This window comes from Xanthomonas sp. NCPPB 2586 (assembly GCF_041475775.2).
In the GTDB taxonomy this organism is placed as follows: Bacteria; Pseudomonadota; Gammaproteobacteria; order Xanthomonadales; family Xanthomonadaceae; genus Xanthomonas; species Xanthomonas campestris.
The window spans coordinates 3,135,675-3,148,205 of sequence record NZ_CM192981.1 but is presented as its reverse complement, the minus strand read 5'-3'; the positions used below and the strand labels follow the sequence as shown (position 1 = coordinate 3,148,205).

The following is a 12,531-nucleotide window of genomic DNA, read 5'->3' as shown; positions in this document are numbered from 1 at the left end:
GATACGGCAGGCCTACATCAGCCGAAGCGGCCGGTGATGTAGTCCTCGGTCTGCTGCTTGGACGGCTGCGAGAAAATGGTTTCGGTGCGATCGTGTTCGATCAGGTCGCCCAGATACATGAAGGCGGTGTAATCGGACACGCGCGCGGCCTGCTGCATGTTGTGGGTCACGATCACGATGGTGTAATCGCGCTTGAGTTCTTCCACCAGCTGCTCGATACGGCTGGTGGAAATCGGATCCAGCGCGGAGGTCGGTTCGTCCAGCAATAGCACGTCCGGCCGCAGCGCCACCGCACGCGCGATACACAGGCGCTGCTGCTGGCCACCGGACAGACCCAGTGCGCTTTGGCCAAGCTTGTCCTTGACCTCGTCCCATAGCGCGCCCTGGCGCAGCGCGTGCTCGACGCGGTTCTGCATGTCGGCCTTGGACAGTTTCTCGTGGTGACGGATGCCGTAGGCCACGTTCTCGAAGATGGTCATCGGAAATGGCACCGGCTTCTGGAACACCATGCCGACCTTGCTGCGCAGGCGGTTCATCGGATATTTCGGCGAGAGGATATTTTCGCCATCCAGCAGCACTTCGCCACGCGCTTCCAGCTTCGGGTACAGCGCATAGATGCGGTTGAAGATGCGCAGCAGCGTGGACTTGCCGCAACCGGATGGCCCGATCAGCGCGGTGACGCGCTTTTCCGGGATTTCGATATTGATGCCCTTGAGCGCGTGGTACTTGTCGTAATAGAAGTCCAGATTGCGTGCGGCCACCTTCACCGGCGCCTGCGCCGTCGGCGCCCCCTTGGCGGCCGGAACAGCGATGCGATGCATCGGCTTGGCGTTTTGGAGATCGTTCATGTCGGGCGTCCGGAAAGAAAGGTCAGTCATTGGAAATCTTGTTACGCAACAGCAGCGCACGTGCGCCCAGGCTCACCAACAAGACGAACACGGTCAGTACCAGTGCACCCGACCAGGCCAGGGTCTGCCACGACTCATACGGGCTGCCGGCAAACTGGTTCATGATTACTGGCACGCTGGCCATCGGCTGGAAGATGTTGCTGTTCCAGTACTGGTTGCCGAAGGCGGTGAACAGCAGTGGTGCGGTTTCGCCGCTGATGCGCGCCAGCGCCAGCAGCACGCCGGTGACGATGCCGGCAGACGCGCTGCGATACAGCACCTGCACGGTCACCTTCCAATGCGGAATGCCCAGCGACAGCGCCGCTTCGCGCATTTGCGAAGGCACCAGGCGCAGCATTTCGTCGGTGGTGCGCACCACCACCGGCAGCACGATGAAGGCCAGCGACAGCGCACCGGCGAACGCGGAGAAGCGCCCGCCGGTCTGCATCACGTACAGCGTGTACACGAACAGGCCCAGCACAATGGACGGTGCCGACAACAGGATGTCGTTGACGAAGCGCACCACCACGCCGGTCTTGCGCGCATTGCCGTATTCGGCCAGCCAGGTACCGGCCGCCACGCCCAGCGGCGTGCCGATCGCGATTGCCAGGCCACACATCACCGCGCTGCCGAAGAAGGCATTGAGCAAGCCGCCTTCCTGCATCGGCGGCGGGGTCATCTTGGTAAACAGGTTGACGTCGATGCCGGGCACGCCCTTGGACAGCAACGTCCACAGGATCCAGCCGAGGAAGAACAGGCCGAACAACGCCGTGACGCAGGACAGCAGCAGCGCCACCACATTGGTGATGCGGCGCCGCGTGTAGAGGTGTTGCGAGACCGACGACATCAGTTGCCCTCCCGACGCGACAGCTGCATCAGCATGAAGCGCGCAATGGCCAGCACGATGAAGGTCACGATGAACAACACGAAGCCCAGCAACAGCAGCGCGGAGCGATAGGTTTCGGTTGCCTCACCGAAATCGTTGGCGATCAATGCCGCAATGGTGGTGCCTGGTTCCAGCAGCGACGGCGACAGCCGCACCGTGTTGCCGACCACGAAGGCCACCGCCATGGTTTCACCCAGTGCGCGGCCCAAGCCCAGGAATACGCCGCCAATCACTGCAGACCGCGTGTAGGGCAGCACGATGTCCCAGCTGACTTCCCACTTGGTCGATCCCAATGCGTACGCCGATTCCTTAAGGCGCGTCGGCACTGTCAGGAACACTTCGCGCATCACCGAGGAAATAAACGGGATCACCATGATCGCCAGCACAAAGCCGGCGGTCAGCAGGCCGATGCCCAGCGGCGGGCCCTGAAACAACTTGCCGATCAGCGGCAGCGTGCCCAGGTTGTCGTTGAGCCATGGCGTCACGTGCTCGGTCATCACCGGCACCAGCACGAACAGGCCCCACATGCCGTAGATGATCGAAGGAATGCCGGCCAGCAACTCGATTGCCGTGCCGACCGGGCCGCGCAACCAGCGCGGCGCCACTTCGGTGAGGAAGAAGGCGATGCCGAAACTCACCGGCACTGCAATCACCATCGCGATCAGCGCAGTGACCAAGGTGCCGTAGATCGGTGCCAGCGCACCGTATTTGTTCTCGACCGGATTCCAGTCGGCGGAATAGAAGAAGCTCAGGCCTTGCATCTGCAGCGCGTGGCGTCCGCCCCACAACATCGACAGCGCAGCGCTGCCCAGGGCCAGCAGGACGAAGACGACGGTTGCCGCCAATGCCAGTTTGAACAGGCGATCGGCACGCGCATCGCGCAGATCGCGGCCGCGCGGTGCGGTCATCGCTTCGGGAATGGCGGTGGCATTCATTCGATTGGGCTCGTCACCCGCGCAATCGCGGGAGCGTGAGATAGCAGGATCGACGCGGCGCCCTCAGGCACCGCGTCGCAGCGCAACCCGCCACAGCGGCGGGAGGCGAACATCACTTGAACTCGCTGCCCCAGTAGGCTTCGATCTGCTTCACCAGCTCCGGCGGCAGCGGCACGTAATGCAGTTCGCTGGCCTGGGCCTGGCCGTTTTCCAGTGCCCACTTGAAGAAGTCCAGCGTGGCCTTGCTGCGGGCCGCGTCCTTGGGCTGCTTGTGCATCAGCATGAAGTTGGTCGCGGTGATCGGCCAGGCCTTCTCGCCCGGTGCATTGGTGATCACCAGGTTGAAGTCCTTGGCATTGGTCCAGTCGGCGCTGGCCGCTGCGGCGCCGAAGCTTTCAGCGTTCGGCTCCACCCACTGGCCGGCAGCGTTCTGCATCGACGCGTACGGCATCTTGTTCTGCAGCGCGTAGGCCAGTTCGACATAGCCGATCGAGCCCTTGATCTGCTGCACGTAGGAGGCCACGCCTTCGTTGCCCTTGCCGCCCACGCCGCCCGGCCACTGCACCGAGGTGCCTTCGCCGACCTTGGTCTTCCACTCCGGGCTGACCTTGGACAGGTAGTTGGAGAAGTTGAATGTGGTGCCCGAACCGTCGGAGCGATGCACCAGGTTGATCTTGGTCGCCGGCAGGGTCACGCCCGGGTTGGCCGCAGCAATCGCCGCGTCGTTCCACATGGTGACCTTGCCCAGGAAGATGTCGCCGAGCAGGGCGCCGGTCAGGCGCAGCTTGCCGGGCGCCATGCCTTCGATGTTCACCACCGGCACCACGCCGCCGATGGCCGAGGGGAACTGGCCCAGGCCGGCCTGCTGCAGCTCGGCGCTATCGAGCGGCTTGTCGGAGGAGCCGAAATCCACGGTGCCGGCCTTGATCTGCGCAATGCCGCCGCCCGAACCGATCGACTGGTAATTGACCTTGTTGCCGGTGGCGGCGTTGTAGTCGGCCGACCACTTGGACACCAGCGGGTAGATGAAGGACGCACCGGCGCCGGCGATCTCCGCACTCTTGCTCTCGCCGGCCGCCGCGCCTGCGTTGGCACCGCCTTGTGCGGGATCGCCGGACTGCGCGTCCTTGCCGGGCGAGCAGGCCGCCAGGGCAAGGGCGATGGTGAGGGACAGGGCGGTCAGGCTGGCCGACTGCAGTTTCATGGTGGCTCCGAGGCAGGATTGGCCGGGTGTCCGGCAGACGCAGCTATGAAATGATGTTTTTGTTACACGTGCATGACAGCGCCATCCGGGCACTGGCATCACAAAAAAAGACGCGGACCCGAAAGTCCGCGTCCCGGTCCGGACGCCGGGGAGAGAGACGGCGTCGGTCCTGTGCACTTAGCGGGGCAGGGTCTTGGCCCAGTAGGCTTCGATCTGGCTGACCAGCGTGTCCGGCAGCGGCACGTAGTCCAGCGCCTTGGCCTGCGCATCGCCCTTGCTGTAGACCCAGCGGAAGAACTCCAGGGTGTTCTTCAGGCCGGCCGGATTCTTCGGCTTCTTCTGCACCAGGATGAAATTGGTGGCGGTGATCGGCCAGGCGTTGTCGCCGGCGGCATTGGTCATCACCAGGTAGAAGTCCTTGCTGCTGCCCCAGTCGGCACTGTTGGCGGCCGCAGCGAAGGTCTCATCGGACGGCTGCACGAACTTGCCGGCCGCATTCTTCATCGCGGTGTAGGCCATCTTGTTCTGCAGCGCGTACGACAGCTCGACATAGCCGATGCCGCCCTTGATCTGCTTCACGTAGGCGGCCACGCCTTCGTTGCCCTTGCCGCCAATGCCGGTCGGCCACTGCACCGCCGTGCCTTCGCCGACCTTGCTCTTCCAGTCCGGATTGACCTTGGACAGGTAGTTGGTGAAGTTGAAGCTGGTGCCCGAACCGTCGGAGCGATGCACCACGGTGATCTTGCTGTCGGGCAGCTTCACGCCCGGGTTCAGCGCAACGATGGCCGCATCGTTCCAGGTGGTGACCTTGCCCAGGAAGATATCGCCCAGGGTCTTGCCGTCCAGCTTGACCGCACCGGCAGCGATGCCCGGCACGTTGATCACCGGCGCCACGCCGCCGATCACCGAGGGAAACTGCGCCAGTCCGGCGGCAGCCAACTCTTCGGGCTTGAGCGGGGCATCGGAAGAACCGAAATCCACGCTGGCGGCCTTGATCTGCGCAATGCCGCCACCGGAGCCGATCGACTGATAGTTGACCTGCTTCTTGGTGGCGGTGTTGTAGTCGGCCGACCACTTCGACATGACCGGGTAAATGAACGATGCGCCGGCGCCGGTGACATCGGCAGCCTGGGCGCCCATGGCCAGTGCGGCAGCGAGCACGCCGACAGCCAGACGGGATTTGATGGAAGAGATCACGGAACAGCTCCTTGTAGCGATAGGGATGACGTCCCGCAGGACGCCATTGCAGGGCAATGGCGTGACTGCGCAATGTCGGGGAGATGACACGAAGATGACGGGGCGGAAGTGGCGCCTGTCACAGCGACGCACAGGGCCACGTGCTGTCAGTGCCTGCGGCCGGTGTCTGCGGAGGCCTGCCGCAGCGATGGCTTACCAGTAGAACTGCGCGCGTGCCTCGATGATCGACGGGTTGTCGTCGACCAGCCCGCGGGTGGCGCTGTTGTAGCGGGTGCTTTCGACCTTGGCGTAGTCGAGTGCGAACTTGAAGTTGGAGCGCCAGTACCAGTTGGCGCCGATGGTCCACACATCCATCTTGCCGCCCAGCACGCCATCGACGAACGGCGTGTTGCCGTTGGCGACCAGATGGCCGTCGTTGAGGTCCAGGGTGTCGTAGCGCACTGCCAGCTGCCACATGCCCGATGCCGGTTCGTTGGGCAGCGGGGTGGTCGGCACGCCGGCCTTGTAGCCCCAGGTCTCGCCGGTGATGTTCCAGACCCCGCTGACGTACCAGCCGTCACTCTTATAGTCGTTTGCGTTGGCACCGATGCGGTTGGCGTTTTCCTGGAAGTACTCGCTCTGCAGCTTGAACGGCCCGGTGATCCACATCGCTTCAGCGCCGGCCACGCCCACGTTGTCGACATTGGTGATGGCACCGCTGTCGATCAGGCGCACGGTGGTGAGGTCGGCGTCGGGGCGCGCGCGCAGGCGCAGGGTGTCGTCGTCGGTGTCGTAGGCCAGATAGCTGAGGCCGAAGTGCAGCACATTGCCGGTCTCATTGATCGGCGCCCAGGTGCCGCGTGCGCCGTAGCCGCTGCCGTGGGCCTGGTTGCGGGTCAGTTCGCGGCCGAACGCGCTGGCGGTCAGGCTCCAGTTGTTGTCGCCCATGCCGTACGCCACACCGAGCCGGCGCGAGATGCCGTAGGTATTGGTGACCGCGGCCTTGGACACGAAGTCATTGTTCTTGGTGCTGGACAGCTCTTCCAGGCTGTTGGGCTGCTTGAACTGGCCAAACTGCAGGTAGTTGTTGGCGTTGCCGCCGAACTTGTACTTGATGTTGTTGTCCAGGAAGCGTCCGGTGCTGCGGATGGTGGTGCCTCGCACAGTGACTTCCTTCAGCACGCTGGGGTCGTAGCCGGCGACCCATTCAAAGTTGCCCGGCCCCTTGCCCTTGAGTACCAACTCGGCGCGGCGAATGCTGAATTCGGAATTGTCGCCGTTGGCGCCGATCGGTCCGTTGAGATCCTGCACGTCGTTGTGGAACCAGTTGCCATCGGCCTGGACCAGGCCTTCCAGCGACATTTCCGAGCCGCCGATCACATCGATGGCGATTTCGGCGTGGGCTGCCGGCGCGGCGAGCGCCACCAGCAATGCGGAGCCAAGCAGGGTAGGAGAAAGTTTCATGGTGCCTTGCGACCTGACGAGAAAGTGGGCGCAGGCTAGGCCGTGAAAGTTGCGTTAATGTGACAATTCCGCAACCACTCATCGGAACACTTTTTGTCAATCAAGACAAAGATTTACGCGTGTTTTGTTTTTGTCAGTGTGTGTCATGAGTCTGAACAAAGTCGCGTTTATGACAGTTCTGGTGGGCGCTGAAACCCGGCGATTTGCGTGACTTAGTTAATGGCGAGCTGAACCGCAATCTGCAAGTGGCGCGTTCCATCGCACTTTGTGCATCGCACCACTTGCGCTGCCGGGTTCTAAATTGTTAGTTTCGAGACCATGTTTCCGCGATTCCTCCAATTGCTGCTGGTTTGTCTGCTCGCGCTCACCGCGTGGTCGGCAGCCAATGCGCACACCCGCATCCAGAATGCGGTGGTGGGCGACGGCCTGGCGGTGATGGTGGATGCTGGCGAAGAACGCGATGCCACCGAAGATCCGCAGGACGATGGGGACTCCCAGACCCAAGTCGATACACAGCCTGCAGACGATATCCCCTTGCTCTCCCAAGCATGGCCTGTGCTGGCGCGGTATTCACCTTCTTGGTACGCGCATCACGCGCCGGCAAATCACAAACGCGACCTGATCCCGCAACTGCGTCCTCCAAACGCCCTGCGCGCCTGATCCCAGCTGTCGCTGTACCCGGCGTTTCCGCCGGATTCTCTTGATTTGTTCAATTTCGCAATTCGCGGTTTGCGCCGCGGATCGCTATCCGTTGCCTAGAGGTTATCTCCCATGGAAAGTTTGCTTGAAGGGTTTCGTCATTTCCGTAAGGAAGTGTATCCGCGCCAGAGTGCGCGCTTTCATGAACTCGCTGCCGGCCAAAAGCCGCACACGCTGTTCATCACCTGCGCCGACTCGCGCGTCATGCCGGAGCTGATCTTCTCCGCGCAGCCCGGCGAATTGTTCGTCTACCGCAACATCGGCAATGTAGTGCCGCCTTACTCGCAGCACGTCAGTGGCGTGGTTGCGGCGATCGAATACGCCATCGCCGTGTTGGGTGTGCGCCACATCGTGGTCTGCGGCCATACCGACTGCGGCGCCATGAAGGCCGTGCTCAAGCCCGAGTCGCTGGAAGATGTGCCGTCCGTAGCTGCCTGGTTGAAGCACACCGACGCAGCGCGTCACGTCACCGCCCACCATGGCCATGATCCGGCCAGCCAGGAGGCGCTGAGCTGCATGACCGAAGAGAACGTGGTCTCGCAGCTGGACCATCTGCGGACGCAACCGGTCGTGGCAGCACGCCTGGCGGCAGGCACGTTGCGGATCCATGGCTGGATCTACGATATCGCCCACGGAGAGATCCGCGCCTTCGATGCCGAAAAGGGGGGCTTCCGCCCGCTCCTGGGCGAGACGACTCCCGAAGCCACTCCTCGCCCGCGCTTGCAGCAAGCGGTGCGGGCTGAACTCGTCTGACGGAGCACACTCATGAACACAGCAGGTATCGGCGGATATTTCCGTCAGGGGCTGTTCGGGCGTGATTTGCTCGCGTCAGTGGTGGTCTTCCTTGTCGCGTTGCCCTTGTGTATGGGCATCGCGATTGCATCCGGCATGCCGCCGGCAACGGGTCTGATCACCGGCATCATCGGCGGACTGGTTGTTGGTTTTCTGGCGGGCTCACCGTTGCAGGTGAGCGGCCCGGCCGCCGGCCTGGCTGTGTTGGTGTTCGAACTGGTGCGCGAGCATGGCGCTGCCGCGCTCGGCCCAGTGATTCTGGTGGCTGGCGCGATCCAGCTGGTTGCCGGTCTGTGCCGGGCAGGGGTGTGGTTCCGGATGACGTCGCCGGCCGTGGTGGCCGGTATGTTGTCGGGCATCGGCATCCTGATCGTGGCCTCGCAGGCGCACGTGTTGATGGATGCAGCGCCCAAGGCGCGCGGTCTGGAGAACTTCGCTGCACTGCCTGCCGTGTTGTGGCAGGCGATCAGCGAAGGCACCGGCCGCACCGCCTTGTTGGTGGGCCTGGCGACCATCGGCATCATCCTGGCCTGGGACAAGCTGCGTCCGCAGCGGTTGCGCTTCCTGCCGGGTGCGTTGATCGCGGTGGTGGTGGTGACGGCGACCGTGCAGTTGCAGGGACTGAACGTCAACAAGGTCGATGTTCCGACCAACCTGTTCTCGGCGATCAGTATTCCCCGCCTTTCCGACATCTTCGGGGTGTTCAATCACACCTTGCTGGTGTCGGCGGTGACCTTCGCCTTCATCGCCAGTGCCGAGACCTTGTTGTCGGCAGCGGCAGTGGATCGGATGCACCAGGGCGCACGGACGCAGTACGACCGTGAGCTGGCGGCGCAGGGCGTGGGCAACATGCTGTGCGGTTTCCTGGGTGCATTGCCGATGACCGGCGTGATCGTGCGTAGTGCGGCCAATGTGCAGGCCGGTGCTGCCACGCGTGTGTCGACCATCCTGCACGGCAGCTGGCTGCTGGTGTTCGCGATGCTGCTGCCGTGGCTGTTGCGGATGACGCCGGTGGCCTGTCTGGCCGGCATCCTGGTCTACACCGGCGTGAAGATGATCAAGATCGGTCAGGTCAAGGAACTGGCGACCTATGGCCGCGGCACCGCCGCGATCTATCTGGCCACCACGTTTGCGATCGTGGCCACCGACCTGCTGACCGGTGTGCTGATTGGTTTCGGTCTGTCGCTGTTCCGTCTGGCCTTGCATTCCTCGCGCCTGAAGGTCGAGGTGCGCGAGCACGCCGATAAGAAGGACGAAATGCATCTGACCCTGCAGGGTTCTGCAACGTTCCTGAAGGTGCCGGCGATGGCGCGCACGCTGGAAAGCGTTCCGCCGAACACGGTGCTGCATCTGGACGTGGCCAAGCTGCATCACGTCGACCATGCGTGCATCGAGTTGCTACGCGACTGGAGCCGCAATGCAGCGTCGCGCGGCTGCGAGCTGGCCGTGGACTGGAATGAGCTGGATCGTCGCGTGGAGGGCCAGCGCAAGGTCGATCCTGTGCCGACGCAGGAACCGCGCAAAGCGGCCTGACCCTGATAGCCACCCGGCGTTCGCGCCGGGTGTGTCCTGTCGTGACCGGATGATGCATGGCGCCGATAAGACGCATCATCCGGTCGCGATTTTTTTTGGGCCGGGATTGGGGATTTGCAGATTGGGGGCTCGCAATGGCGGCTTTCGACTGGCGCTTACTGCGCGCAGCCCGATCCTTGCTTCCCCGGTCTTTCTTTCGCGATCAGGCGGCCACGGTCTTGTCGCGGTAGCGGCATAGATCGTGGATCACGCAATTCGGGCAATCCGGTTTGCGTGCCTTGCAGACATAACGCCCGTGCAGGATCAGCCAGTGGTGGGCGTCGTGCAGGAATTCGGCCGGAATCACCTTGACCAACTTGTCTTCGACCACGCGCACGTCCTTGCCGGGTGCCAGGCCGGTGCGGTTGGCGACGCGAAAGATGTGGGTGTCCACGGCCATGGTGGGTTCGCCGAACGCGGTGTTGAGCACCACGTTGGCGGTCTTGCGGCCCACGCCAGGTAGCGCCTCGAGCGCGGCCCGATCATGTGGTACCTCGCCGCCGTAACGCTCCAGCAGGATGCGGCAGGTGGCGATGACGTTCTTGGCCTTGGCGTTGAACAATCCAATCGTCGAGATGTAGCGCTTCAGGCCTTCTTCGCCCAGGTCCAGGATGTCGCGTGGCGTATTGGCGACCGGGTACAGCTTGCGCGTGGCCTTGTTGACGCCAACATCGGTGGCTTGTGCGGACAACAGCACCGCAATCAGCAGTTCGAACGGCGTGGTGTATTCCAGCTCGGTGGTGGGATGCGGGTTGAGTTCGCGCAGCCGCGCAAACAGCTCCTGTATCTCCGGCTTACGCAGGGTGCTGCCGCGACGCGGGGGCGGTGCGGAAAGTGCGCTGCTCATGTGGACGCTCCACCGCTGGCTTTGGCTTTCGCGCGCGCCAGGATCGCAGCGGCGAGCGGGGGCAAGGCTGGCGCTGCGGGTTGCGCGGGCGTGGGCGCAGGCGCGCGTCGCGCGTCACGTTCGGCCGCACGTCGTTGCAAGCGCGCCATGCGTGCTTGATAGCGTTGACGCGCCGCCCATGCGGTCTGCAGGCGTTGCTGTGCGGCAAGCAGGGTGGCCGTCACAGCGGGATCCACTGCGTCGTGCTGTTCAGGGCAGTACTCCATCAGCCCGAGCGCCAGCGCGCCATCGAGATCGTCGGCCAGCACGCGTTCGAACAACTGCAAAGGCAGTGCATGCGGCGGGGAAACTGCATCGGCGTTCATGGCGATGCGATCAGCGATTGCGGAACTGCGCGGGGCGCTTGTCGAGAAACGCCCGTGTGCCTTCGCGCATGTCGTCGGTCGCAAACAGCAGGGCAAATTGCGCGGTTTCCAGCTGCAGGCCTTCTTCCATGCCGCATTCGCCGCCCACCACCACCGCATCCAGGATGCCGCGCAGCGCGAGCGGTGCGGAGCCGGCCAGGCGCTCGGCCAGTGCGGTGGTTTCCGCCTGCAAGGCCTCTGGTTCGACCACGCGATTGACCAGGCCCAGTTGCAGGGCGCGCGCGGCATCGATCGGCGTGCCGAGCAGGCACAGCTCCAATGCGGCGGCGCGGCCGGTGAGGCGGAGCAGGCGTTGCGTGCCGCCGAAGCCCGGGATCAGGCCCAGATTGATTTCCGGTTGCCCGATCCGCGCAGTGGCGGCGGCAATGCGCAGGTGGCAGGCCATCGCCAGTTCCAGCCCGCCACCCAACGCGAACCCGTTGACCATGGCGATCACCGGTTTGGGCATCCGCTCGATCCGGCGCATCAGCCGCTGCCCCAACAGCGAAAACTCGCGGCCTTGCATTGCCGACAGCTCGCTCATCTCGGCGATGTCCGCGCCGGCCACGAAGGCCTTGGGGCCGGCGCCGGTCAGCACGACCACACGCACGTCTTCGGCCGCTGCCGCCTCTGCAAATGCCGCATCCAGCGCCTGCATGGTCTGCTGGTTCAAGGCGTTCAGTTTGTCCGGGCGATTGACCGTAATGGTCCGGACATTGGCGTGGTCTGCGATCAGAATGACGTGATTGGACATCGGACTTCCTGGCTAACGTAAAAAAAAAGTAAATGCGGAACTTCTGAAACCCTTGCTGGTCATAGGTTTCGTGATAAGTAGCGGTTCGCTATCGCGGCCGCTATCCTAGCGCGTCATCTCAGGCGGCAGACCCGTCCTGTGCCACCACCCTGGAGAATTGTTTGATGAAGTTGCGTTCGATCGCGGTCGCTGTGGCGGCCCTGGCCCTGACGGGCAATGCGCTGGCCCAGGACACAACGTCCGAGAAGGGCAAGCTGAGCTACTACTTTGGTTATGACTACGGCAACAACCTTGCCGAGCTCACCGGACGTGGTGAACAGCTGGATATCAACTCGGTGGTGAAGGGTCTGCAGGACGCCTATGCCAAGAAGCAGCCGGCCATCACTGCCGACCAGCTGAAGCCGGCCGTGGAAGCGTTCCAGAAGCGTGAGCAGGGCCGTGCCCAGCAGGCCAAGGCCGAGTACGACAAGGCCGCTGCCGCCAACAAGACCAAGAGCGATGCGTTCCTGGCCAAGAACAAGAGCACCGCTGGCGTGCAGACGCTGCCGAGCGGCGTGCAGTACCGCGTGATCGAAGCCGGCAAGGGCGCCAAGCCGACCCAGGCCAGCACCGTGCAGCTCGAAGTCGCCGGTCCGTTTCCCTTCGGCGACCGCGAGAAGGCACGTCCTGCGCAGCAGATCCCGGCCATCAAGGTCAGCGAAGTCGAGATGCAGGCCATGCGCGACACGCTGCTGCAGATGCCGGCTGGCTCCAAGTGGGAAGTGACCCTGCCGCCGGAAAAGGCCTACGGTGCCGACCCGCGTACCCCGTTCCCGCCGAACGTGGCTGTGCAGTTCGAGATCAAGCTGGTCAGCGTCAAGTAATTGCGTTTGCTGTTGCTGTGACAACGCCGGCCACCAGGCCGGCGTTGT

At 63.5% G+C, this 12,531-nt stretch carries 13 protein-coding genes; 4 read left to right on the top strand and 9 right to left on the bottom strand.

The window, feature by feature from the left end; translation table 11 throughout:
* Positions 1 to 17 precede the first annotated feature (17 nt).
* The 6 genes from pstB to ACCQ09_RS13560 all read right to left on the bottom strand — a co-directional run bounded on the left by pstB (position 18) and on the right by ACCQ09_RS13560 (position 6,552).
* Positions 18 to 848 carry a phosphate ABC transporter ATP-binding protein PstB gene (gene pstB / locus ACCQ09_RS13585; RefSeq protein WP_011036709.1) on the bottom strand — a complete coding sequence of 277 codons (831 nt, stop codon included), beginning with the start codon at positions 846 to 848 and terminating at the stop codon, positions 18 to 20.
* A 22-nt stretch (positions 849 to 870) separates the two neighbouring features.
* Positions 871 to 1,734 carry a phosphate ABC transporter permease PstA gene (pstA, locus tag ACCQ09_RS13580; RefSeq protein WP_011036710.1) on the bottom strand — a complete coding sequence of 288 codons (864 nt, stop codon included), beginning with the start codon at positions 1,732 to 1,734 and terminating at the stop codon, positions 871 to 873.
* Positions 1,734 to 2,708 (bottom strand): phosphate ABC transporter permease subunit PstC, encoded by a 975-nt coding sequence (gene pstC, locus ACCQ09_RS13575; RefSeq protein ID WP_011036711.1) that lies wholly within the window; start codon positions 2,706 to 2,708, stop codon positions 1,734 to 1,736. Before pstC ends, pstA begins: the two co-directional genes overlap by 1 nt.
* Before the next feature lie 112 nt (positions 2,709 to 2,820).
* Positions 2,821 to 3,912, bottom strand: a complete 1,092-nt coding sequence (gene pstS, locus ACCQ09_RS13570; protein WP_011036712.1) for a phosphate ABC transporter substrate-binding protein PstS — start codon at positions 3,910 to 3,912, stop codon at positions 2,821 to 2,823.
* Positions 3,913 to 4,089: 177 nt separating this feature from the next.
* Positions 4,090 to 5,109, bottom strand: coding sequence for a phosphate ABC transporter substrate-binding protein PstS (gene pstS, locus ACCQ09_RS13565; protein WP_228428254.1), 1,020 nt, complete (start codon positions 5,107 to 5,109; stop codon positions 4,090 to 4,092).
* A 192-nt stretch (positions 5,110 to 5,301) separates the two neighbouring features.
* On the bottom strand, positions 5,302 to 6,552 hold the full coding sequence (locus tag ACCQ09_RS13560; RefSeq protein ID WP_011036714.1) for an OprO/OprP family phosphate-selective porin: 1,251 nt from the start codon (positions 6,550 to 6,552) through the stop codon (positions 5,302 to 5,304).
* Positions 6,553 to 6,891: 339 nt separating this feature from the next.
* Between ACCQ09_RS13560 and ACCQ09_RS13555 the strand changes: the two genes are divergently transcribed.
* The 3 genes from ACCQ09_RS13555 (at position 6,892) to ACCQ09_RS13545 (ending at position 9,576) form a co-directional block, all read left to right on the top strand.
* On the top strand, positions 6,892 to 7,212 hold the full coding sequence (locus tag ACCQ09_RS13555; RefSeq protein ID WP_029628989.1) for a hypothetical protein: 321 nt from the start codon (positions 6,892 to 6,894) through the stop codon (positions 7,210 to 7,212).
* Positions 7,213 to 7,323: 111 nt separating this feature from the next.
* On the top strand, positions 7,324 to 8,004 hold the full coding sequence (locus ACCQ09_RS13550) for a carbonic anhydrase (protein ID WP_011036715.1): 681 nt from the start codon (positions 7,324 to 7,326) through the stop codon (positions 8,002 to 8,004).
* Between the two features lie 12 nt (positions 8,005 to 8,016).
* Positions 8,017 to 9,576, top strand: coding sequence for a SulP family inorganic anion transporter (locus tag ACCQ09_RS13545; protein ID WP_011036716.1), 1,560 nt, complete (start codon positions 8,017 to 8,019; stop codon positions 9,574 to 9,576).
* Positions 9,577 to 9,778: 202 nt separating this feature from the next.
* Here ACCQ09_RS13545 and nth read toward each other — a convergent pair whose 3' ends face one another.
* Genes nth through ACCQ09_RS13530 form a run of 3 tightly spaced genes read right to left on the bottom strand, consistent with a single transcriptional unit; the run spans position 9,779 to position 11,620 of the window.
* A complete protein-coding gene (gene nth / locus ACCQ09_RS13540; protein ID WP_011036717.1) occupies positions 9,779 to 10,462 on the bottom strand; it encodes an endonuclease III in 684 nt (227 codons plus the stop codon).
* A complete protein-coding gene (locus tag ACCQ09_RS13535; RefSeq protein WP_012438690.1) occupies positions 10,459 to 10,827 on the bottom strand; it encodes a hypothetical protein in 369 nt (122 codons plus the stop codon). The genes nth and ACCQ09_RS13535 overlap by 4 nt, the downstream gene beginning before the upstream one ends.
* Positions 10,828 to 10,837: 10 nt before the next feature.
* Complete coding sequence (locus tag ACCQ09_RS13530; RefSeq protein ID WP_040941495.1) at positions 10,838 to 11,620, bottom strand: enoyl-CoA hydratase/isomerase family protein; 783 nt, start codon at positions 11,618 to 11,620, stop codon at positions 10,838 to 10,840.
* A gap of 164 nt (positions 11,621 to 11,784) precedes the next feature.
* Between ACCQ09_RS13530 and ACCQ09_RS13525 the strand changes: the two genes are divergently transcribed.
* Positions 11,785 to 12,483 (top strand): FKBP-type peptidyl-prolyl cis-trans isomerase, encoded by a 699-nt coding sequence (locus tag ACCQ09_RS13525; RefSeq protein ID WP_004429231.1) that lies wholly within the window; start codon positions 11,785 to 11,787, stop codon positions 12,481 to 12,483.
* The last annotated feature ends 48 nt before the right edge of the window (positions 12,484 to 12,531 follow it).